The sequence below is a fragment of the Chamaesiphon minutus PCC 6605 genome (assembly GCF_000317145.1).
In the GTDB taxonomy this organism is placed as follows: domain Bacteria; phylum Cyanobacteriota; class Cyanobacteriia; order Cyanobacteriales; family Chamaesiphonaceae; genus Chamaesiphon; species Chamaesiphon minutus.
On sequence record NC_019697.1, the window covers coordinates 302,893 to 326,220 of the forward strand.

The following is a 23,328-nucleotide window of genomic DNA, read 5'->3' on the forward strand; positions in this document are numbered from 1 at the left end:
GAGTGGAGGAGCAGATAACTTCGTCAAGACAAGACAGGGAGCAAAGAGAGGGGGAACGCAGTTCCAAAACTTTCTGCCTTCTGCCTAAAACCTAAAGCCTATTATTGAGGAATAAATTCTGTCTGAACGCGTTGTTTGCCGTCGCTGCTAACGACAATCGAGCGGTCTTGCAATTTGCCAACACCACGAGTACCAGTGAATTTAATCGCTGGATCGACTTGTTGATATACTACATTACCAGTTCCGGTAAGCTGTTGTGAAGCTATTTCCCAGATTAATCGATCGGCACGAAGTTTGGCTTGGTTGCGGGTGGATACACCAGTCGCATTGCCTGCGAGGACAGCGACCGAGCCTTTGAGATCGAGCGTGCCGCTGCTGGCATTAAAGGTCAAGGCTTCTGGCGGATGCCGGATCGTCAATGGTCGATCGGCAACGATTGTTTCTCGATCGAGATTCCAGGCAAAGGATTCACCATCGACCCGAATTAACGGACTGGTGGCATCCAATTTTACCTTACCTTGTAAATTGATAATTTGGCGATCGAGTTCGGTGGAGAAGCTATTAGTCGAGACTTTGGCAGTAATAGTATTTTCTCGATAGCGTTGAATTTGCGTAGCGCGATCTCCGATAACTTTCTGCTCTTTAACTAGCCAGGTGATACGTTCGGTCTGCATGGCCAAGCGGGGATCGCTAGCCAGTGCGGTAATTTTGCCAGAGAGATCGAGCTGTTGTTTGCGGCTGAAGTATCTACCTTCATTGGCGTTAGCTTGAAATTTGGGCTGATTTGCTTGGACGCGATCGCGAATGACGAGCAAATCTGCTTTTGGTTGCCATTCTACCGTTTGACCGACGATCGTCAATTGATTGCGGATTTCTTTGGCGACTACATCACCTCGGAGGACAATTTTTTCGCCTTCTTGCTCGACTTCTCCAGTTTTGGCGGCGATCCGTAAAACGACTCGCCCATCTTGGTACAGATCGCCATCTAGATTAGTTACTTTGGCAGTTTTGCGATCGGGAGCATATACTCCGCGTTCGGCACGGACTTTCCACAAGGGTTGACCTTGTTTATTTACTTGCTCGAACCTCAGTCCTTCTAGCTCTAATTTAGCTTCGATTGCTGATGGTTTCGGACTGGGTTGCGGCTTTTTTGGCTGACGACAACCACCGATCCCCAATATGGCGATCGCCACCACAATACCTACCCAGCGATATACTTTCATGCTTGGCCCAATTCGATCGATTTCATCCCTCTACCTGTTGAGACTTAACTACTCTGTCTTGGTTCCTGGTGTTAATTGAGAATTGATAATTACCTCAAATCGTCGATCGCGATCGTGGACTATACCTGCAACCTAGAGAGTGAGTACTGGCCACCCTACTGGCGCGACTGTAATGCGTTTTCCACTCAGGAGGGGCAACTCATGAGTTGCCACTACTGAGTAGAAACCTTACTACGATCGATTCTTAATTAATTAAGTCCAAATATCGGGCGTGACCGAGAGCATATTGTTACCACGGGGAGTTTTTTGGATTTCTTCTTTGACGTTTTCCAGATCGATATAGCGATCGGAAACATTGATCAGACTATCACTAGTCATCGAGCGCAGACTGACGACTTCCACCCGCACGCCACGATAACTGACAGCATCGACAGCATAAGCTAAATCGCCATCGCCGCTGACCAAAACTGCGGTGTCATAAGAGCCGACTAAAGCCATCATATCGACGGCAATTTCTACATCCAGGTTTGCTTTTTTCGAGCCATCTGGTAACTGCACCAAATCCTTGGCGATGACTCGATAACCATTGCGCCTCATCCACAGCAAAAAACCTTGTTGTTTTTCATTAGTCCGATCGACTCCGGTGTAGAAAAAAGAGCGCAATAGTCGCGAACCACCAGTGAGCCGAGCTAGTAATTTGGTATAATCGATTTCAATATTGAGTTGTAGCGCGGCATAAAATAAATTAGAACCATCGACAAAGATGGCGACTCTCCCACGATTTTCTAATACTTGCTGTGCTGAAAATATCGAATTTTCATCATGATTGAAACTATTCATCATTTATAGAGTTGTTATAAATTTATTAAAAAAAATTGCTGTTTTAAAAAAATTGGTCTAAATATTGACAATGATGAACCGTAGTCAGCTATTCCTCCCAGATAGTTAAAAATAGATTAACTCAACCACTAGCATCATTTGGTGGCTCTAGTTTGGTAAAAATCGGTCGCGGCGATCCTAACGGTCGAGCGGCTTGTAAGATGCCCCATTCTCCATGACGCGCCCAGTTGTCTGGTAGTTCGATCTTTTCGGGATGAGAGCGATCCTGATGGCTACCACAAACGAGATCGAAATCGACATCCAAACCCAATTGCTGATAAATATCCGTGCTAATTTTGGGAACGATCGGCGAGAGTAAGTATGCCGATAAGCGTGCCGACTCCAAAGCAGAATATAAAACTTCAGCTAATTCTGAATGTTTGTCTTGTTTGAATAACGTCCAAGGAGCGCGATCGTCGATATATTTATTGCTAGAGTGTGCCAATGTTAAAATTGCTTCGCAAGCATCTTTAAAGGCTAAATTATTGTAAGCGATCCCCACTTGAGATCCTAGCTTTTGACCCAAAATTTTTAGCGGGTGCTCGGCAGAAATATCTTCAGGCGTGCAATTGGGGACGCAACCTTGGCAATATTTTTTAGCCATACTTAAGGTGCGATTGAGTAAGTTGCCTAAATTATTGGCAAAATCGGCATTCACGATTTCGACAAAACGCGTTTCATTAAAATCTCCATCCTGACCGAATTCGATCCCCTTAAGAAAATAATAGCGCAGCGGTTCGGCACCATAACGATCGACAAACTCGATCGGATCGATCGCATTGCCTTCACTTTTACTAATTTTTTTACCATCTTTGGTAAAGTAACCGTGGGCGAACACGCGATCGGGAATGGGTAAGCCTGCGGACATCAGCATCGCTGGCCAATAGACGGCATGAAACCGTAAAATATCCTTACCGATTAAGTGTAAATCGATCGGCCAACGATGTGCCAAAGCGTTGTCTAGAGTGGGTTCGACATCAGGATCGAGTAAGGCTGTGACATAGCCTAACAGCGCGTCGAACCAGACATAAATTGTTTGCTGGGGATCGTTGGGTAACGGGATGCCCCAATTGACATTAACGCGAGAAATCGAAAAATCTTGCAACCCCTGCGCTACAAACTTAAGCACTTCGTTGCGCCGACTCAGGGGCAAAATAAACTCTGGACGCTCGGCGTAGAGAGATTCTAATTGCTGTTGATATTTAGAAAGTCGGAAAAAATAATTACTTTCATCGCGCCATTCCACCTGCTTGCTGGGATGTAACGGACAATGGTTGTCCGCTAAGAGATCCCGCTCCTCTTTAAATTCCTCGCAGGAGACACAGTACCAACCTTGTTGAGTCCCTTTGTAGATATCGCCTTGTGCCAATACCCGCTCGAAAAACTCTTTGACGATAATCTGATGATTGGGTGCAGTCGTCCGACTGAAACGATCGTATTGAATATTCAGCTTGCTCCACAAGGCGTCAAAGCGCGCGACAATCCGATCGCAGTGCACTTGTGGCTCGACCCCTGCGGCGATAGCCGTGCGTTCGATTTTCTGCCCGTGTTCGTCAGTGCCCGTAATTAACAGTACGTCGTGGCGAGAGAGTCGTTGCCACCTAGCGATCGTATCGGCTGCCATTGTAGTGTAAGCATGTCCGATGTGAGGTATATCATTGACGTAGTATAACGGTGTTGTTAGGCTAAAAGAAGTTGGTGTTTTGGCAGGATAATTCATATAGCAGCTCAAATGTAGCGGAGTTCGTAGCGTTAGGATCGGCAGGCCGCTAAGCACTGTGTGGACTCGACCCGATCGACCAAAAAGTTAGTCATAAGATAAATTCACAATCTTCAGCCTGCTCAAAGTCTGATTGTAGCTGGATCTGTGGGTACTAATCCGGTGCGAATGCCCAGTAGTAGGCTGACGTTACCCTTTTGCGAACTTATCGATTATGGGACTTTTAAACAGCAATGGTTGACATTGCCAAAAGAGCGGTTAGATATTATCCATTGTAGAGTTATGAGCATCGTCTCCGATCGCATAAAATTACGCTGGAGTTTCCTGGGACTTAGCTCTAGTCTCCATCATAGATGAGGTTGCCCAACTTCAGGGCTTTGTTAATAATTAGTAATTGGTTTGATGCTAAAATAAGTTAGCTGTTAGGGCAACTAGCTCAATGGTAGAGCATCGGACTCTTAATCCGTTGGTTCCGAGTTCGAGCCTCGGGTTGCCCATCCCCTCAGACCTCGCCATGTGCGGGGTTTTTGAGTTTATACTCATATTTTGGTTTTACCCGATTTGGGTTAAACCACTTATTTATTCGTGTCTATTGGGTTACGTTTGGGTTAATTATTGGGTTAAATTTGAAGATGTTGAGTATCTTTTTATACCTCAATGCCTAGAAATCCCAAAACCCCAGCGGGGCAGCCTGTAATTAAAGTCAACCACCAACGCTTACAGATAGTTTTAAATTATCGCGGTGTTAGGAAATATCTATCATTAGGCTTGCCAGACTCCAAGCCCAATCGAGTCTATGCCGAGATGGTTAGGACTCGGATTATGTCTGACCTGCTCAATGACAACTTCGATCCAACCCTCGAAAAATATCTACGGGAAGCACTCAAACCAGATTCAGAGATTCACACCCACGATGATATCTCGATCGCGCAATTGTGGGAGCAGTACACCAACTACAAACGCCCTCAGTTAGCACCATCGACGATCGCCAAGGATTTCGATCGGGTATCAATTTATATCGATCGGTTTCCAGAGTTAACACTAGATGATGCTGTAGCGGTCAGGGACTACCTGAATCTGAAGACAACGCCAAATACTACCAAACGGGTTTTAACCCAGCTTGGAGCGTGTTGTAAGTGGGGTGTGAAGTCGAAACTGATAGCTGTCAATCCTTTTCTAGGAATGGCGGCTGATATTAAGTTGCCAAAGGTCTGGCGCGAGGGGCTGGAAGTGGCGATGAAGATTAAAGGATCTCAGGGCAAGCCGAGGAGAGTGTGGGTCAAGCAAGAACACCCATTTACCACGATTAGCCCCGCAAGTGATGTTCACGCCAACCAGGTGGAATCGTTCAATAGTGCATTAAGGCGGCAGGCGACTGCCTGTCTTGTTGCGCTTTTCGCGTCGGGTTTCCCGACGGGCGCGCACCGCTATCGAAGGCGACAAAACCACTGTGCCAAGGTGGTAACGGGCTTGCAAAGAGCTTTGAACGTACAAAGATTACTACCCAATTGGGTGCGACCCCATTGGGGATTAGGTAAAAAAACGACTCCAGCAATGGCGATAGGGTCGATCGATCGTCCAGTTACGATCTCAGAAATTCTTAGTTCCACAAGCTTTGAGGACTTCACTCCTTAACGGGACAGTGCCGATGCCCTCGAATGGAAGTATTAGGCGGATGGCTTTAACCAGAACTCACGACGACGCTTTAAGCTTTGAATCGACAGGTGAATCATTTGGGCAAGCTCATCGTTGCCACTGGCTACCGCATCGTTATAAGCGTCGATCTCATCGCAGATCTTGAGTTCGACCACCCTTAGGGGGTGCGCTTGCGCGTTCGCAGCTAGAGCCGTCTGTTGGGGGTCGTCAATCTCGAATGGTTTCATGGTAATTAGGGATTTATCCCAGCCCCGTTAGAGTAATCCTTTACTAGTTGGTTTGGGATTGAGAGGCGATCGATTAACTTTTGCGGGTGAGTCGGTCGCTTTCTCATATCTATACATGAAACTATATAGACTCTCTATATCAATGCTTCCTATATAACGACCCTCTATATATTCATTCATGACTGATAACTTGCTAATATATAGACCCTCTAGTTAAATCTCTAGATACAGAGTAAGATATAGAGGTACTATATAAGAGGCTTCAAGATGGGGAAAAATACTAAACCTATGCTCACGGTATTGGTTGAAGGGGATAAGCTCCAACAGTTTAGAGACTATGCACTGAGTAAAGAAGTCTCGATGGGATGGGTAGTAAATCGGCTACTCGATCGAGTGTTATCCGGCGAACTGGATGTAATGGGAGATACAGTCTCTATAGGAATAAATAGAGAGTACATAGAAAATGTCTCTACAGGACTAACTAGAGAAGATGTAGAGAGAATGATTAAATCCTCTATGGATAATCAGTTAGCAAGTAGCAGCAGAAAGCATATAGAGAAATCGATTAAAAGCTATATAGACAGTTTGGGGATATCCTCTACAGGCACCAATGACATAGAAGAGGTAACTAGAGCGTTTATAGAGTCATCTCTAGAGCCAATTAAGGAGTCAGTATCGAAGTTAGAAGCTGATACCCAATCCCAGCTTGAAGCAGTGAGGGATGATATAGAGAAATTAACTAGAGCCTCTACCCCCACCCTTCCCCACAAAGAGAAACCCAATGTTGATGGTGATACTAAAACTTGGGGTGAGTTCTTCAAGATGGTCGGGATTGAAGCTTTAACGGCTGTTGAGGCTCAGAAGAAGGAAAACATTGATATTCGCACCAAACAGATAGAGCGAGGGCTTCAAGCGGCTATAGACCAGGGATTAGGTGAATGGGCAGTCAAGAGAGCGGGGCGCGACTTTGTGAGAGTTGAGGAACTAAACCGAGCTTGACAGCATACTCTCTATATGAGAGCATAGAAAAAAGGAAGCGTTCGATATGCACCTAATCACTATCCGCAATCTCCGCCAAGATGCGGCACCATACCCCGATGTACAGAAACAGCTAAATGACTGGAACGACATTGTTAAGGGTGCAAATTGGCAGAGTTTAATCGATGTTCAGACCATCTATAGAGATGCTGAGGCGGTGGGTAACTTCACTGTTTTCAACATCAAGGGGAATAAGTACCGCTTGATAGTATCGATCGACTATGAAGCCCAGCTAATCTACTACAAATATTTCCTAACTCACGCTGAATACGATAAGGAGAATTGGAAAAATGACGACTACTATTGATAAGAAAAAATATCTAGATCTATTGGATACAGCCGATATCAGCCCCAAGGTAATCGAGACTGAGGACGAATACGATCGGTTTCTAGCTGTGGCTCAGATGTTAATGCACAAGCGGGGCAATCGCACACCAGAAGATACAGCATTGCTGATGTTAGTAGTGAGACTAATCGAAGATTACGAGTCGATTCACCACAATCTAGATGATTGGGAAAAATCCACACCGAATGAACTGCTACGTCACATCATGACTGTCAGCGGTACTCGCAATGTCGATCTAATTGGCATCATTGGGAGTAGCGGCGTAGTGTCTGAGGTTGTGAATGGTAAGCGTACTATCAGCCGCGAACAGGCGAAGAGCTTGGGTAAGTTCTTTAAATTATCACCAGGGCTATTTATCTAATTGAAATACCCCCAACCAATGAAGGCTAGGGGTATTTCAATCGATGGACTGTTACAAGCAGTTCAAACAAATATCAATAGTACTACATATTATGGCATTATCACAACTAGAATATAAACAGATAACATTGACCGATTGGGGCGAGATTGGGTTAAACTTCTTTTCAAATCTCTGTAATGCTCTCATAGACTCAAACTGTCACGGACTCTTAATCCTCTGGTTCCGAGTTCGAGCCTCGGGTTGCCCATTTTTAAATCGATCGCTATTGTGCAGTCGTGTCAAATACATCTTGTACAGGACAGAAGTTTGAGAATTTGGCTCGATCGGTCAAAGATAATAAATCCTCAGCCGATCGTCGCGATCGATTAGTTAGGATTATTACTGCGGCGGCGATGTAATTGAGGTTTTGCGATAGGGAGCGGATTAGCTATGGGTTGATGAGATCGAGCGCAATATGAGTAGTATCAGATTCCCGAGCTTTAAAATATCCTTCAACTGACAATTTTGGCCGATCCGGGCATTTACATTAGCTTAAAAAATTTCATAAATCTTTATCATCGGCTGGGATTAGCGTATACTACGAAAGCAAAGCTTAATCCCATGTATAAAGGAGCAAAAATCTAATGTCGGAGGCGCAGCAGCCCCTCAGAGTCCCTAGGGAATTTTTGGGACCGCCTGATGACTTGAATCCCAACGTCTTCATGTTCTTTGGCGCAATTGCTTTAGTGACGATCTCGACGATCGGCTATTGGCAATGGCAGTTACCAGGTTGGTGTTGCTTCGGCTTCAATGTCTTGGCTTTACATATGGCAGGTACCGTGATTCACGATGCTTCTCATAATTCCGCTCATCCCAATCGGGTGGCAAATGCAATTATGGGACATGGTAGTGCATTGATGCTCGGATTTGCATTTCCAGTCTTTACGCGCGTACACATCCAGCACCATGCCAACGTTAACGATCCCGATAACGATCCGGATCATTACGTCTCAACAGGTGGCCCCCTCTGGATGATTGCCGCGAGATTTTTTTATCACGAAATCTACTTTTTCCAGCGCAAACTGTGGCGGAAAAACGAACTTCTAGAATGGTTTCTCAGTAGGCTGGTAGTAGGATTGGTCATTTATTGGGCTTGTCAACACGGTTATACTGCCTACGTTTTTGATTTTTGGTTTTCACCAGCATTAGTCGTCGGCATCGCACTGGGGCTGTTTTTCGATTATCTACCCCATCGTCCCTTCAAAGAGCGCGATCGGTGGAAAAATGCTCGCGTTTATCCAGGGCCGATTTTGAACATCCTCATTTTCGGCCAAAATTATCACTTGATCCACCATTTATGGCCGTCGATTCCCTGGTATAAGTATCAATCAGCCTACCAGGCAACCAAACCATTACTGGAATCAAAAGGATGCCATCAATCGCTAGGATTATTGCAGGGTAAAGATTTTCTTCACTTTGTTTATGACATCTTTTTAGGCATTAGGTTTCACCACAAACCCAAGCCAGTGAGTCAGGAGGCGAGCGATCCTTAGTCAGATTTAAAGTCAGATTGCGGTATTCAAGAGGTAATTGCTTGAGAATACTTGTTTGTTTGCGGTACCCTCGAGCTAACGATCGACATCGACCAGGCCATGCAAATGCTGAGCCTGGTTTTTCGATTTTCTGGCCATCACATTTTGGCAATTTAGCAAAAACATCGCATCGGTCGTGCTTAAATATACTAGTTCTTGGTAAGATTTGCGGACGATCGAGCGCGCGTAAAAAGGCATAAGCTGCTAGACATCGGCTGAAAGAAAGCGCGCATACAGCTAGCTTATAAGCTGTACATTAGTTAGCAAAATTGCTCTGGATACCGACTGTTGGTAGCGAGCAGTCGCAACGAGTGCGATCGAATGTGAGTTTTTTAGTCATCGAAGAGTTATTATCTTTGAGGTGGGAATAATATCGGTAATCGGCAATTTAGCCAATCGTCAGTACAGCAGCTATTTCGGCAACTCGCAGATCGATAAAACTGTAACTAGTAGCACATTGTTAACGCGGCTAGATAGTGTTTAATGTGCTCGATTGCTTAAAAAAAATGGTAACAAATATTACTTCACAACGAGCGATTGCTGCTTGAATACTGAATATCGATCGTATTTATTACCTAATTCCTGTAAAATCTAAGCAAAAATCAGTAATTACCACGACAGTCTCTTGGAATTTGGAGGACAAACATATCAGTAGCACAATCACCACCCAAAATATGTTAGCAACAGAAAAGTCTGTGATTCACATCTGGGGTCAACACCCATTGTCTGGAGAAGTCAAAATCAGTGGTGCGAAGAATTCCGCCTTGGTTGTCATGGCTGGTGCCTTGCTGTGCTCGACTGGATGTCGGCTCCAAAATATCCCCGGACTGGTCGATGTCGATAAGATGTGCCAGATTATTGAAGCCTTGGGAGTCAAGATCGAGCGTAATGGCGAAGTTTTGGATTTCGATACCACTGGATTCAACTGTCATACACCGCCCTTTGAATTGGTTTCCAAGTTGCGGGCGGCTTTTTTTGCGATCGGGCCGATTTTAGCGCGGTTAGGGGTTGCTAAGGTCCCATTACCAGGCGGCTGCTCGATCGGCGCGCGTCCGGTAGAATTACACGTTCGCGGCTTGCAAGCGATGGGCGCGCATGTCGAAATCGAGCATGGAATTGTCAATGCTTTTGTGACTGGCTCGAACAAACGCCTGCAAGGGGCGAAGATATATCTGGACTACCCAAGTGTCGGCGCGACCGAAACATTGATGATGGCGGCGACGCTAGCCGAGGGTGAGACGATTTTAGAGAACGCAGCTAAGGAACCGGAAGTTGTCGATTTAGCCAATTTCTGTATTGCTATGGGCGCGCAGATTTTCGGGGCGGGTACAGATCGGATTACGATCGTCGGCGTCGATAAGCTACACGAGGCCGATTATAGTATCATTGCCGATCGCGTCGAAGCAGCGACATTTTTGGTGGCTGGCGCGATTACCAATTCGGAGTTGAGTCTGTATCCAGTCATCCCCGATCATCTCACCGCCGCAGTCGCGAAGTTAGATCAAATCGGCGCGAAAGTAGTCATAGATGCCCCAGATCGGATGCGGGTAATTCCCACGGGCACGCTCAAAGGGACGGATATCGAGACCCTGCCTTATCCAGCTTTTCCGACCGATATGCAAGCCCAGTTTATGGCCATGCTCGCCGTGAGTGAAGGTAGTAGTGTCATTACCGAAACCGTATTTGAAAATCGGCTCCAACATGTGGCCGAACTCAAACGGATGGGTGCCAATATTAGGGTCAAAGGCAATCATGCGATCGTCGAAGGCGTACCGTTATTATCGGGTGCGACTGTCACCGCAACGGATTTGCGCGCTTCGGCTGCGCTGGTACTAGCTGGTTTGGCCGCTCAAGGCAAAACCACGATTCAAGACCTCCATCACCTCGATCGCGGTTACGATTGTCTCGAAGCCAAAATGCGCAATCTCGGAGCCAAAATCGAACGGGTACGGGTCAATGCTGAGGGTGAAATTGTCTATCGCTATGCAGATGAAGTCGTGCGGGTGTAACGACAACGATCCCCGATCGGTGACGATTGCTCCACAGACTCGATCGTAAATAAACATGTATAGTACTAGAAGATTGGGGTAACTTCGTGGCACGATCGTAAGTTGCTCCCGTCCACTTTCACCTCTTTTAGATAGATTATGCAGCTAAGATTAGGGGACACCGTTCCCAACTTCACCCAAGCTACTACCCAGGGCGAGATCGATTTCTTTGAATGGGCTGGAAATAGCTGGGTAATTCTCTTCTCCCACCCCAAAGATTTCACTCCAGTTTGTACGACAGAATTGGGAGAAGTAGCTAAATTAAAACCAGAATTTGACAAACGTAACGTTAAACCGATCGCACTGAGTGTCGATGATGTAGATTCTCATAATGGTTGGGTAGGTGATATCCTCGAAACCCAAGGTTCCGCACTCAACTATCCCATTATTGCCGATCCAGACAAGAAAGTTTCCGACTTGTACGACATGATTCACCCTAATGCAAATGCCATGGTGACTGTCCGTTCGGTATTCATTATCGACCCCAACAAGAAACTGCGTCTGACCCTGACTTATCCTCCCAGTACCGGACGGAATTTTGACGAGATCCTACGGGTCATCGATTCGCTCCAACTCACCGATAACTACAGCGTGGCAACTCCAGCTAACTGGACGGATGGCGGTGATTGCGTGGTAGTACCCTCGATTTCTACCGAAGAAGCCAAGGTCAAGTTTCCTAAAGGTATCACCGAACTCAAGCCTTATCTGCGGATGACTCCTCAGCCAGATAAGTAATAGGCTTTAGGTTTTAGGCTTTAGGCTTTAGGTGTGAGGGGATTGCAGGTTTTGCAAAGTGCTAGGTCGTACCTCGAATCGGCACTACTCATAAATAATTAACGATCGATAAGTCGATCGATTAACTTTCGATCTGACTCACAAAAAAACAGCCTGCTGGCTGTTTTTTATTGAATTAACTTTGAGTAATGGATAGGGGGTAGTGGATGGTAAATGGTTGAGTAAGGAATAAAGAGGGGATGCTTACGTTGGCTCATCTCCCCGTCCCCTCGTCCCCTCGTCCCCTCGTCTCCCCGTCTCCCATCTACCCTCTAGCACCCATTTCCAACATCAGCTTAGATTTTTTCACGCCATCGGGAATTTCGACTGGATAATCGCCCGTAAAACAAGCCGAACAGAAATTCTTAGGATTCTGGTTGGTGGCGACTAACATCCCTTCCCACGATAAATAGGCAAGGGTATCAACACCGATTTGTTGGGCGATTTCGGCAACAGATTTGGTAGCAGCAATTAGTTGATCTTGGGTATCGGTATCGATGCCGTAAAAACAAGGATGCGTGACAGGCGGCGATGAGATCCGCATGTGGATTTCGGTCGCGCCAGCATCGCGTAAAGCTTTGACTAGTTTTCGACTGGTAGTTCCACGCACGATCGAATCATCGATCACAATTACCCGTTTGCCATTTAAGACATCTCGGAGCGGGTTTAATTTCATCCGAATCCCCGATTCCCGCATTTCTTGGGTGGGTTGGATGAATGTCCGTCCAACGTAACGATTTTTAATTAGTCCTTCGGCATAGGGAATCCCCGATACCTCAGAAAATCCGATCGCGGCTGGAATGCCCGAATCAGGTACACCAATGACGATATCGGCATCCTGAAAGGATTCTTTGGCTAATTGTTTGCCCAACCGCATCCGATAGCTATACAAGCTCTCTTCATTTACCCAACTGTCAGGACGGGCAAAATAAATCATTTCAAAGATACACAGTTTCGGCTGCGCTTTTGGTGCCCAATCAATCGCTTCGATCCCTTTCTCGGTTATCCACAAGAGTTCGCCCGGTTTGACATCACGTTCGTAGTCAGCTCCGATGATGTCTAGCGCGCAGGTTTCGGAAGCTACAACATAATGACTGACACGATCGGGCATCACTCCCAATACTAGCGGACGAATGCCATAAGGATCGCGGATGGCCATAATCCCGTCGGGAGTGGCGATAGTTAAGCTAAAAGCACCTACGCACTGGCTACAAGCTGCGATGGTAGCATCGATCCAGCCTTTACCCGCATTGACTTCTTCCCGAATTATCAACGCAATCATTTCTGAATCGATCGTCGTGCTCGGTTCGCACCCTCTGGCAACTAGATAATCTCGCAACGCCCCAGTATTGACGAGATTACCATTATGTGCTAGGGCAAGTTGGCCTAGAATCGTATCGACAATTACTGGTTGGGCGTTACAACGGCGACTCGATCCGGTAGTTGAGTAGCGAGTATGTCCGATCGCAAGCTGCCCTGGTAACTGCTCTAAAATCTCTGGATTGAAGACATGAGACACCAGTCCCATATCGCGATGCTCGTGAAGCTGCTGGCCATCAAAAGTAGCAATTCCCGCCGATTCTTGGCCGCGATGCTGGAGTGCGTACAGACCAAAATAGGTTAATTTGGCAACTTCTTGTCCAGGCGCGTAAATCCCAAACACCCCACAGGCTTCTTCAGGTTTATCGACAGCGTTATCATCATTAGGTAGAACGAGATCGGCACAAAGATCGGCGTTCGGGTCGCAATCGTCAGGAATCATGAATGGCTCTAGTGGTAAAGGGTGGCTAAGTACGAGTGGTAGATGCGCGATCGGGGCTATTTTTGATAAGAAAAGCAGTACTAATAGATTTTTGCGATCGACTCTCAGCTAAAACCCAAAAAATTAGAGCTGAAGATCGATATTCAAAATGATTGTTAAACATAAGTAATTTTAATACTTACATTTTAAGAAAATAATTTGAATATTACTAGGTGAAAGTCGTTGGCTTTAAATATTATTAAGCAATCCTTAATAATTCATTAACGATAGCATGAAAATTGCCGATCGGGAATAAACACAGAGAACGGGCAGCGGTGGCGATCGACTCGACGGCGGACACCAACCTGCAATTCTGAGAAATTGTGACTGACTCTCGCACCGAGTAGCTGCTCATGGGTCGCTCGGCGCGGGTAGCATAAATATAGCAACAGCCAAACGGTTTCAATTTGTAGCAATGGATCTCGCTGGCGATCGTGCGCTCGAAAGTCAGTTTTGCGGACTTGCCGCGCAGTCGAGTTTGTGGCATTATTAGCGTGCAGTTAGGTAGAATCGTCACGATCTTCTACTCCTAACATTTAAGATCCAAATATCTCTAATCGAGATTCAGCTCGGTTACCAGATTTGTACCAACGCTGCTAGGCTGTTGCCAGTGGAATCGATCGTCACCAGAGCCTAAAAAAATTCATTAGGGAAGGACTGTATTTGGCGTAGACCCAAAACTCACAACAAATGTACTCTCAAAGTTCTCAATTTCATTTGGGATCTAGCTCCAGATCCCGTTGCTAATTGGCTGGATCGATCTTCAATATATGATTGACTGACTTTGGGCACATCGATATTGTCGCTCGCAAGCATCAGCTAGTCTAGCTCATTGGTTCCTAGCACGCCAGAGAACATCAGCACGATCGAGCCGAGAGCCATCCACAATTCATCACCGATAACTGTAATGTCAAATTCTCTGCATTGGCTAGACCTGAGTGAATATCTAGCGATCGCTGTAGCCGTAGTCGGTACCATCGCCGCCGCTGCATCCTCGACGTGGATTTACGCAGTAGTGCCCATCATCGCAAGTCTGATTCTCAATGCGATCAATCGGTGGCGATTGCATCAAGCTCTCCGCCTGCACGATCGCAATTTAGAACGCAAGCTCGATGGCGAACTTCAACAACAAGGCGAAGTTCTCCAGCAAGAAATCGCCCAAGCACGCAGCTTTGCCACCGCTCTAGTCAAACAAACGATGGCCGCTCAATCAAACACGCCAGTCGCGCTGGGTGCCACTAATGGTCGAGATGTAAGTCTGCTGGAGCAGAAATTTGATACCCACAAGCAACTAATGCAATCGATGCAGGAGCACGTTAGCGGCGTTGAAGGCAGTCTCAAAGATGTCGTCGATTTGCTCGAAAGTAACGCCCTGACGGAACGCGTCGAATACTTAGAACGCCATCTGACCCAGATGTCCGCACAACTAGGCTTCGAGCCGACCGAATTAACTCGATCTCCGGCTCCTAATATCAAGACCAATTTTGGCGATGATACTGGGGTCGATATTACGCCACTATTGGAAATGATTTCGGAAGACTTGATGTCGAGCGAGTTAATTCCCGAAAGTCTCAGCTCTGGAGATTTGAGCGGCGATCTGTGGTCGAAACCGACATGGGATCTCCAGCAGACAATTAACGCCCACGATGATTGGGTGCGCTGTTTGAGCTTTACTCCCGATGGCTCGAAGCTAGCTAGCGGCAGTTTTGACAAAACGATTAAAGTCTGGCAACTCGATACTGGAACAGCACTTCATACGCTCACAGATCGACTTAAAGGAGTATTTGCACTGGCTGTCAGCTCCGATGGTAAACTCCTGGCTAGCGGTAGTTGGGATGATACGGTCGAATTATGGAATCTCGAAACTGGCACTCTGCTCAAAAACCTCAGCCAGCACCAAGCCTCGGTGAGGTCGCTGGCAATTAGTGCCGACAGTCAAACTTTAATTAGCGGCAGTTTCGATCGGACGATCGTCCTATGGCATCTCCCCGATGGTACGGTTACCAACACGATCGCCACGCTCGAGCCAGTAGCCGCGATCGCGCTGAGTCCCGATGGGAAATTTCTCGCCAGTACGGGGGATGATGGAACGATCGAGATTTGGTCGTTGACTTCTGGGCAATTAATTATTAAGTCTAGCGGCAATCAAAATTGTATCGGTTCGCTAGCGATCGGTGCGGATTCCCGCACGATCGCCGCTGGCACGGTTAATGGCTATTTAATCTTCTGGAAGCTCGACAACATCGAAACCGATCGACAACCACAGTTCGAGCTGACTCAGACGATTAAAGCTCATGCCGGACAAATAAATGCTTGCGTGTTTAGCCCAGATGGTGAATATGCGATTACGGGCAGCGTCGATGGCAAAGCTAAGGTGTGGTATCGCGGTGCAGATCGCCAATTCCACGATAAAGCGCGCAGTATCCTTAAAGGCGATCCGGGTCGGTCGGTGATGTCTGTGGCAATTGCGCCTAGTGGCAAACAAATTGCCATTGGCGGAGCTGATGGGACGATCCAACTTTGGCAGCGAGTGTAAGTAAATTCACCCATTTACGCGATCGTCCTGATGCTCGATCGCCGCCCAAACTGAAGATTATCATCGAACAAATGGTGGAAAAGTGCTACTGGTTGTTGCCGATTTAGCAATCTTAGGGAATAATACTGAAGACACTACCATTGAACTTTTAACCCATATTAAATTTAAAAATTTTAGATTATGCGAATTTTAGTTACAGGTGGTGCGGGCTTTATTGGTTCTCATCTGATCGATCGACTGATGAAAGAGCAGCATGAAGTAATCTGTGTAGATAATTTTTACACTGGAACAAAAAGCAATATCAGTAAATGGATCGGTCATCCTAATTTTGAATCGATCCGTCACGATATTACCGAGCCGATTCGCCTCGAAGTAGATCGGATTTATCATTTAGCTTGTCCCGCATCACCCGTACACTATCAATCTAACCCGATTAAAACTACTAAAGTCAGTTTCCTGGGCACCTCCAATATGTTGGGACTAGCCAAACGCGTCAAGGCTAGATTTTTGCTGGCTTCGACCTCAGAAGTGTACGGCGATCCTGACGTCCACCCACAGCCCGAAGAATATCATGGTAACGTCAATACCATTGGCATTCGATCGTGTTATGACGAAGGTAAACGGATCGCAGAAACTCTCAGTTTTGATTACCATCGCCAGCATGGTGTCGAGATTCGGGTAGCACGTATCTTTAATACCTATGGGCCGCGCATGTTAGAAAACGACGGTCGCGTCGTCAGTAATTTTATCGCTCAATCTCTGCAAGGAAAACCATTAACGGTCTATGGAGAAGGCAGCCAAACTCGGAGTTTTTGTTATGTCAGCGATCTAGTTGATGGCTTAATGAAATTGATGGATGGCGACCATACTGGGCCGATCAATCTCGGTAACCCTGAAGAGTATACCATTCTGCAACTCGCTCAAAAAATTCGCGATAGAATGAACCCCGGTCAAGACATAATCTTTCAGCCATTACCGCAAGACGATCCCAAACAGCGTAAGCCAGACATTACCAAGGCGAAAACATTGCTAGGCTGGGAGCCGACAATCTCGCTAGAGACAGGTTTGACTGAAACGATTGCCGAATTTACGCAACGGCTAAAGGTTTAACCGATCTATGATGAAAATATCCAAAATTGATAATACGAAATTGAAACACACCACTGGATAGCTGCTTGACGGAGCAGCGACGATACTGGCGAGTTTAAAAGTTGACTGAATCGAGAATTAAATTGGGGGTAAATTTAAATGCGCGTTTGTACTATCGGAACTGGTTATGTTGGTTTAGTAACTGGAGCTTGTTTGGCACACATCGGCCATGATGTCATTTGTGTAGATAACAATCCTGAAAAAGTAGAATTGATGAAATCCGGACACTCGCCAATCTACGAGCCTGGATTGTCAGAGATCATGAAATCGGCCATGGCTGCCAATCGGCTGCAATTTACTACCGATCTCGGTGCGGGTATCGAGCATGGCGAGATTCTATTTATTGCCGTCGGGACGCCCCCATTACCCAATGGTTCGAGCGATACTCAATATGTCGAAGCTGTTGCCAAAGGCATCGGTCAACACCTCAACGGGGAATATAAAGTAATCGTCAACAAATCTACCGTGCCGATTGGCTCTGGCGACTGGGTAAAAATGTTGGTGCTAGATGGTGTCGCCGAACGCACCAAACAACCGCTACTCGTCGGCGGTGGCGATACCCCTCCCCCCACACAATTGACCCCGCAGTTTGACGTCGTCAGCAACCCAGAATTTTTACGCGAGGGTTCGGCGATTTATGATACGCTCAATCCCGATCGAATTGTTTTAGGCAGTAATAACCAGCAAGCGATCGACCTAATGCTAAAGTTATACTCACCCATCATCGACAGAGAGTGTGCTGAAGATACTAGTCTGCCACCTGTAGCCGTACTGGCAACAGACCTCGGTTCGGCAGAAATGATCAAGTATGCTGCCAACGCGTTCTTGGCTACCAAAATTAGCTTTATTAACGAGATTGCCAATATCTGCGAGCGGGTAGGTGCCGATGTCACGCAGGTATCCAAAGGGATCGGCTTGGATTCTCGCATTGGTAATAAATTTTTGAATGCTGGCATCGGTTGGGGCGGATCTTGTTTCCCTAAAGATTTAGCCGCACTCATCCACACTGGGGCGGATTATGGCTATGACGCGCGATTGCTCAAGGCAGCGGTGAGCGTCAATCAACAGCAACGAACGCTCGTAATTCAAAAGTTGCAAAATTCACTCAAAATTCTCAAAGGTAAAACGATCGGTCTACTGGGATTGACCTTTAAACCCGATACGGATGATTTGCGAGATGCACCAGCACTTGATATAATCCACATACTGATCGAGCTTGGTGCTAAAGTTAAGGCATACGACCCAATTATTTCGCCTCAATCCTCAATCAATCCACATCTAGTTAATGTTAACTTGGTTAGCAGCCCACAGTTATTAGCAACCGACAGTGATGCGCTCGTACTAATGACAGAATGGTCTGAGTTTCAAGAGATAAACTATCAACATCTAGCAGGGCTAATGCGCTCTCCCATCGTAGTTGATTGTCGAAATTTTCTATCCCCAACAAAGCTAGCCGAAGCAGGCTTCAACCATATTGGTATCGGTTGCTAAATTTAAAGCCCATACTCAGTAACATAATCTCAAAGTACTGAGTATGGGATGTATTTGCCAGACCTACTTGCAGACAAATAACTATTTTGCGAATATTGTTAATCGATCGCATTCCGATGGTAAGTTACTAGAATGATCCATATTGACACCTATTAGACCTATCCGAAATATAATTCATGGACAAAAAAGGCACTAAAATCGTAAAATAGTATTTTAGCCATAATGAAAAATCCACTAGAATATATTGAAAACTATCCAGAACGAACAAAGCAAATTATCGGAATTAATTACGAGCAGTGGTCGGCATTAGTAGAGATTGCAAAAATTGAGGAAGAAAGATTAAGATTGGCACATGAAAAACAAAAGATTAGGATTAATAAAAAAGGAGGAGGGAGACCTAAAAAACTCACCTTAGAGGAAGAAATATGTTTGTGTGTATTTTATCTAAGGCATTTGCCGACATTTGAAATCCTAGGGTTGCAATTTAGTGTTTCCAAAACAGAAGCGAATGATACATTTAATTACTGGATAAAAATCCTGAGAAAAATACTACCATCTAGCCTAATAGAGGGAGCAAGAAAAGACCGAGAAGAATTGGCAGTGGTGAAAGAAATGCTCGCCGAGTATGAGTTGATTGTAGATAGTTGGGAACAGCCGAGAGAAAGACCTGAAGACAATCAGGTGCAGAAAGAATATTATTCAGGAAAGAAAAAGCAACACACATTTAAAGGGCAGGTAATTACATTACCATCAGGAAAAGATTTAGTCGATGTAGAGGTGGGCAAACAAGGTAAGACTAGTGATATTAGTATATTTAGAGAACAGCAAAAGAAATTTAATATTGAGCAGAAATTTACCGGAGACAAAGGATATCAAGGTGGTATTAATATCAAAATTCCTCAGAAGAAGCCAAGAGGAAAAGAATTAACAGATCTACAAAAAGAGGTGAACAAGGAAATATCTAGTGAAAGAATATATGTAGAACATGTCATTCGCCTAATCAAGATATTTAGGGCGGCCAAAGAAAGATTCCGGATGAAGGGGAATAAATATGAAGAAGTAATACTAACAATATGTGGATTAGTTAGATTGCGACTGGGAACATTGATTTTAGCAGTTTGACGATAGTAAAGAAGCTCGTAAATACAAAAAATACAAAATGGCAATTAATGGGCTAGTTTTTAATAGTAATTAGCTGGACTCCTAGAACTGATTGGGGAAACATATAGAATACACTGTGAAGTGTCTATCGTTCGGAACCTATGCTGAGTCTGCTACACAGGTTTTAGGATAGGTCTATTAGATATTACACTCGTTTAAGTCAAATTACTTCAGCCATTTGGCGGTTCATTACCCACTCGTTCTATCAATAGTCTTCCAACATGAAAGAGAGCTTTCCTGAATTTACTAATCCTCCCAGACTAATGCAGTCCCCAGAATCAGTGAAACCTCGTCCGACTGGCTTCCCCGAAGCACGGCAAGAGGAAGGAGTGAGTTTGAGTGCGATCCTCAATGGCTTACGTAAGTATTGGTATGCTTCGGTATTTACCACTGCACTGATGATGGGTGTAATCGGTTATGTAACCTGGAAGCAAGTACGGATTTATCGATCGGCAGTACAAATCGCCATCGATCTCAAAGGTGGCAATAGTTTTGCCGAAAAACTAGCAGGCGGTGTCGATTCTAACGGGCAATCGGAAGATCGGACGATCGCACTAGAGACGATTACCCAATCGCTCAGAAGTCGGAGCATGATCGAACAAGCAATTAACATGATTCCCGATCCTAAAATGCGTCCTTCTGTAGGGCAAGTTTTGGCAGGATTGGCAATTCAAACGAAGCCAGATAGTAACGTGCTTACCGTCAGCTACACATCGCTGTCGCAAAATGAAATTGTCACCGTACTCAATGCTTTAAGTAAAGTTTACATCGACTATAGTATTAAAACCAAAAAAGCCCGCACCAATAACTCGATCGAATTTATCGAGTCACAATTACCAGCTTCGCGCAAACGCTTAGAAGCTTCGGCTTCCCAAATCGAGCAGTTTCGGATTAAATATCGATTTGTAGATCCGGCAACTTCTGCTGGTGCCTTAGATGGCTACCGTCAAGGTATCGTCGCCAAGATTAACGAATCTCGCTCTGTTTATTACCAAACTCAAAAGCAATACGAAGAATTAAAGAAACAACTGGCTTCAGTAGGGTTATCGTCCGAAGGTAATTTGAGTACCACGATGTTGACACAGGATAGTGCATATCAAGAATTATTCAAGCAACTCAACGATCTCGAATTAAAATACAACCAGGAAAGCGTTCGGTTTAGTAGCGAAAATCCACTCGTTGTCAGTCTCAAAGAAAAACGCGATGGCGTACTAGTACTATTGAGAGAACGAGCGCAACAAGTGCTCAAGCGACAAGTCGAAGATAGCGAACTTACCAAAGGTGGAATATCTAATTTTGGTAACAACTTAGCTCAAAACTTAGCCAATAAACAAGCCGAGTTAGAAACGAGTTTAGTCGCCCAAACAGCACAGGCTCAAAGTTTGGAAGCAGTATATCAACAAGTTCAAACTCAGATCGCGCAACTACCCGGCCTGCAAAAACAATACACCGAAATGCAGCGGGAATATCAAATTGCTTCGCAAGAATTGACAGCATTCTTACAAAAAGTTCAGGAGTTGAAAATCGTCAACGCCGAACAAGTCGTACCATGGCGGTTATTAGATCCCCCAGAATACCCCAATTTCCCCGTCTCGCCTGACGTGCCGCGCCAATTAGGAATGGGTGCCGTCGGTAGCTTGCTTGCGGGGATTCTGGTATCGGTAGGTTTGAATAAACTCGACGATCGTGTAGATAATCCAGATAGTGTCAAAGCGATGACTGGAATGCCAGTATTATCTTTGATCCCAAGAGTAGACGATCTCGATCGATCTTCTTCAATGCGGGGTGGTACCTTTCTGCAAACAGCTAAAGGTAAAAACAAAGATTATTCTTACTGGAGTTTTGTTGAGGCGATTCGTACCCTCGCATTGGGGATCGGCCTGACATCCGATCGAGAAGAGAAGCAAGCTGGTAAAATCATTGCCATGACTTCTTCTTTACCCAAAGAAGGTAAATCAACCATCGTTTTCCATACTTCTAATACCCTTGCAGAATTGGGTTATCGAGTCTTGCTCATCGATGCCGATATGCATAAATCTAGCATTGCCCAGTTGTGTGCTAACTCACCACTATTTAAGCGTGAAGATTGCGATATCGAAGATGGATTGAGCGACGCGATCGTCGGTAGCTCCAACTGGAAAGATTTAATTAAAGTTAGCCCAGAATCTCAGTTACATGTTTTGTTTTCTGGGAAGCAAACAGTTAGTTCGATCGTCTTATTTAATTCACCACGATTGATTCGCTTGATGGAAGAGTGGCGTAAAGAATATGATTACGTTCTGTTCGATACACCACCGATCGTTGGCGTCAGCAATACGCGATTGCTGTCGAGTTTAGTAGATGGCTTGGTATATATTGTCAGCCTCAATGTAGCCCAAAAACAAATTATCGATCGCGGTATCGATATTATTTCCTCTGGAAAAACTCCCGTCTTAGGATTGGCAATCAACCGCGTTGAAAATCATCATTCTGGCTACAATAAATATTATCAGTACTATCATGCTTCCCACGAGCTGCATGAAAAAAATGATAAGTCTAAGCTCTTAAATCCCGAACAACAGGGAGTAGAAGTTACATCGATCGTCGATCGCAGATAGCAAAAGATCGTGCTGAAATTATGATAATCACCTCAAAAATATCACCGACTTCTTAGAGAAATCGGTGATATTTTGGTATAAATTGAAGATCTTCAGGACTAATTTCAACTATTATACCGATTTAAAATAAGCTTTAGATCCGCTCGGACTAGGAAACATGGTTTTGGCTCCCGGTTGCCAGTCAGCGGGACAAACTTCATTGGGATTTGCCTGAACGTGTTGGATCGCTTGAAGGACTCTCAGCGTTTCATCGACACTGCGACCGAAGGAAAGGTTATTGATCGTAGCATGTTGCAAAATTCCCGCACGATCGATAATAAACAATCCGCGTAAAGCTGTACCTGCTTCGGGATCTAAGACATTGTAGGCAGCACTAATTTCTTTTTTGAGATCGGAGACTAAGGGATAATTAATATCGCCCAAGCCGCCCATTTTACGCTCGGTTTCGATCCAAGCTAAATGCGAAAATTCACTATCGACCGATATAGCTAAAATCTCGGTATTGAGAGCTTGAAATTCTGCATATCGATCGCTAAAAGCAATAATTTCTGTCGGGCAGACAAACGTAAAATCTAGGGGATAAAAGAATAAAATAACGTACTTACGATAACTAGATAATTTAACCTTCTGAAACTGACGATCGACAACCGCAGTTGCCGTAAAATCTGGGGCAATTTGACCTACTCTCAGGCAATTTTCATGGTAATTATTCATACATTTATTTTCTATGAAAATTTAGATGCTGCCGAT

Annotated in this window: 21 protein-coding genes, 1 tRNA gene and 2 pseudogenes; 16 read left to right on the top strand and 8 right to left on the bottom strand. The window is 45.2% G+C overall.

Annotated features, from left to right (window positions below; all coding sequences use genetic code 11):
* Positions 1-101: 101 nt before the first annotated feature.
* The 3 genes from lptC to metG form a co-directional block, all read right to left on the bottom strand.
* Entirely contained in the window at positions 102-1,223 is a 1,122-nt protein-coding gene (gene lptC, locus CHA6605_RS01425) for an LPS export ABC transporter periplasmic protein LptC (protein ID WP_015157770.1), read from the bottom strand.
* 252 nt (positions 1,224-1,475) lie between these two features.
* On the bottom strand, positions 1,476-2,066 hold the full coding sequence (locus CHA6605_RS01430) for a LabA-like NYN domain-containing protein (protein WP_015157771.1): 591 nt from the start codon (positions 2,064-2,066) through the stop codon (positions 1,476-1,478).
* 118 nt (positions 2,067-2,184) lie between these two features.
* Positions 2,185-3,822: a methionine--tRNA ligase gene (metG, locus tag CHA6605_RS01435; protein ID WP_015157772.1), complete on the bottom strand. Its 1,638-nt coding sequence runs from the start codon at positions 3,820-3,822 to the stop codon at positions 2,185-2,187.
* Positions 3,823-4,247: 425 nt separating this feature from the next.
* Between metG and CHA6605_RS01440 the strand changes: the two genes are divergently transcribed.
* The 3 genes and pseudogenes from CHA6605_RS01440 to CHA6605_RS35340 all read left to right on the top strand — a co-directional run.
* A tRNA-Lys gene (locus CHA6605_RS01440) sits at positions 4,248-4,319 on the top strand.
* A gap of 160 nt (positions 4,320-4,479) precedes the next feature.
* Positions 4,480-4,680: pseudogene (locus CHA6605_RS35335) on the top strand (Arm DNA-binding domain-containing protein); the annotation flags it as partial.
* Between the two features lie 348 nt (positions 4,681-5,028).
* A pseudogene (locus CHA6605_RS35340) lies at positions 5,029-5,457 on the top strand (hypothetical protein); the annotation flags it as partial.
* Between the two features lie 32 nt (positions 5,458-5,489).
* Here the strand turns inward: CHA6605_RS35340 and CHA6605_RS01455 are convergent.
* Entirely contained in the window at positions 5,490-5,705 is a 216-nt protein-coding gene (locus CHA6605_RS01455) for a hypothetical protein (RefSeq protein WP_015157774.1), read from the bottom strand.
* 288 nt (positions 5,706-5,993) lie between these two features.
* Between CHA6605_RS01455 and CHA6605_RS01460 the strand changes: the two genes are divergently transcribed.
* From CHA6605_RS01460 to crtR, 5 genes are all read left to right on the top strand, one after another.
* The gene (locus CHA6605_RS01460; protein WP_157259711.1) at positions 5,994-6,704 is read left to right on the top strand and encodes a hypothetical protein; all 711 of its coding nucleotides are present in this window, start codon (positions 5,994-5,996) and stop codon (positions 6,702-6,704) included.
* Positions 6,705-6,750: 46 nt separating this feature from the next.
* Entirely contained in the window at positions 6,751-7,050 is a 300-nt protein-coding gene (locus CHA6605_RS01465) for a type II toxin-antitoxin system HigB family toxin (RefSeq protein WP_015157777.1), read from the top strand.
* A complete protein-coding gene (locus tag CHA6605_RS01470; RefSeq protein WP_015157778.1) occupies positions 7,034-7,450 on the top strand; it encodes a helix-turn-helix domain-containing protein in 417 nt (138 codons plus the stop codon). Before CHA6605_RS01465 ends, CHA6605_RS01470 begins: the two co-directional genes overlap by 17 nt.
* Positions 7,451-7,725: 275 nt before the next feature.
* Positions 7,726-7,848, top strand: a complete 123-nt coding sequence (locus CHA6605_RS36010) for a hypothetical protein (RefSeq protein ID WP_269744554.1) — start codon at positions 7,726-7,728, stop codon at positions 7,846-7,848.
* A 225-nt stretch (positions 7,849-8,073) separates the two neighbouring features.
* Positions 8,074-8,982: a beta-carotene hydroxylase gene (gene crtR / locus CHA6605_RS01475; RefSeq protein ID WP_015157780.1), complete on the top strand. Its 909-nt coding sequence runs from the start codon at positions 8,074-8,076 to the stop codon at positions 8,980-8,982.
* Between the two features lie 75 nt (positions 8,983-9,057).
* Here crtR and CHA6605_RS33485 read toward each other — a convergent pair whose 3' ends face one another.
* Positions 9,058-9,219, bottom strand: coding sequence for a hypothetical protein (locus CHA6605_RS33485; RefSeq protein WP_015157781.1), 162 nt, complete (start codon positions 9,217-9,219; stop codon positions 9,058-9,060).
* A gap of 476 nt (positions 9,220-9,695) precedes the next feature.
* Between CHA6605_RS33485 and murA the strand changes: the two genes are divergently transcribed.
* Together murA and CHA6605_RS01485 are read left to right on the top strand one after the other, a co-directional pair.
* Positions 9,696-11,030 (top strand): UDP-N-acetylglucosamine 1-carboxyvinyltransferase, encoded by a 1,335-nt coding sequence (gene murA, locus CHA6605_RS01480; protein WP_015157782.1) that lies wholly within the window; start codon positions 9,696-9,698, stop codon positions 11,028-11,030.
* Positions 11,031-11,168: 138 nt separating this feature from the next.
* On the top strand, positions 11,169-11,804 hold the full coding sequence (locus CHA6605_RS01485; protein ID WP_015157783.1) for a peroxiredoxin: 636 nt from the start codon (positions 11,169-11,171) through the stop codon (positions 11,802-11,804).
* 304 nt (positions 11,805-12,108) lie between these two features.
* Here the strand turns inward: CHA6605_RS01485 and purF are convergent, their stop codons facing one another.
* Both purF and CHA6605_RS01495 read right to left on the bottom strand, forming a co-directional pair.
* Complete coding sequence (purF, locus tag CHA6605_RS01490; protein ID WP_015157784.1) at positions 12,109-13,605, bottom strand: amidophosphoribosyltransferase; 1,497 nt, start codon at positions 13,603-13,605, stop codon at positions 12,109-12,111.
* 238 nt (positions 13,606-13,843) lie between these two features.
* Positions 13,844-14,131: a hypothetical protein gene (locus CHA6605_RS01495; protein WP_041547430.1), complete on the bottom strand. Its 288-nt coding sequence runs from the start codon at positions 14,129-14,131 to the stop codon at positions 13,844-13,846.
* A 420-nt stretch (positions 14,132-14,551) separates the two neighbouring features.
* Between CHA6605_RS01495 and CHA6605_RS01500 the strand changes: the two genes are divergently transcribed.
* The 6 genes from CHA6605_RS01500 to CHA6605_RS01520 all read left to right on the top strand — a co-directional run bounded on the left by CHA6605_RS01500 (position 14,552) and on the right by CHA6605_RS01520 (position 22,578).
* Positions 14,552-16,180 carry a WD40 repeat domain-containing protein gene (locus CHA6605_RS01500; RefSeq protein ID WP_015157786.1) on the top strand — a complete coding sequence of 543 codons (1,629 nt, stop codon included), beginning with the start codon at positions 14,552-14,554 and terminating at the stop codon, positions 16,178-16,180.
* The gene (locus CHA6605_RS36015; RefSeq protein ID WP_269744555.1) at positions 16,165-16,287 is read left to right on the top strand and encodes a hypothetical protein; all 123 of its coding nucleotides are present in this window, start codon (positions 16,165-16,167) and stop codon (positions 16,285-16,287) included. Before CHA6605_RS01500 ends, CHA6605_RS36015 begins: the two co-directional genes overlap by 16 nt.
* 73 nt (positions 16,288-16,360) lie before the next feature.
* The gene (locus CHA6605_RS01505; protein WP_015157787.1) at positions 16,361-17,290 is read left to right on the top strand and encodes a UDP-glucuronic acid decarboxylase family protein; all 930 of its coding nucleotides are present in this window, start codon (positions 16,361-16,363) and stop codon (positions 17,288-17,290) included.
* 138 nt (positions 17,291-17,428) lie between these two features.
* Complete coding sequence (locus CHA6605_RS01510) at positions 17,429-18,820, top strand: UDP-glucose dehydrogenase family protein (RefSeq protein WP_015157788.1); 1,392 nt, start codon at positions 17,429-17,431, stop codon at positions 18,818-18,820.
* A 222-nt stretch (positions 18,821-19,042) separates the two neighbouring features.
* On the top strand, positions 19,043-19,942 hold the full coding sequence (locus CHA6605_RS01515) for a transposase family protein (RefSeq protein ID WP_015157789.1): 900 nt from the start codon (positions 19,043-19,045) through the stop codon (positions 19,940-19,942).
* Between the two features lie 260 nt (positions 19,943-20,202).
* Positions 20,203-22,578: a GumC family protein gene (locus CHA6605_RS01520; RefSeq protein ID WP_015157790.1), complete on the top strand. Its 2,376-nt coding sequence runs from the start codon at positions 20,203-20,205 to the stop codon at positions 22,576-22,578.
* A gap of 111 nt (positions 22,579-22,689) precedes the next feature.
* Here the strand turns inward: CHA6605_RS01520 and CHA6605_RS01525 are convergent, their stop codons facing one another.
* The gene (locus CHA6605_RS01525) at positions 22,690-23,292 is read right to left on the bottom strand and encodes a peroxiredoxin (protein ID WP_015157791.1); all 603 of its coding nucleotides are present in this window, start codon (positions 23,290-23,292) and stop codon (positions 22,690-22,692) included.
* Positions 23,293-23,328: the final 36 nt, after the last annotated feature.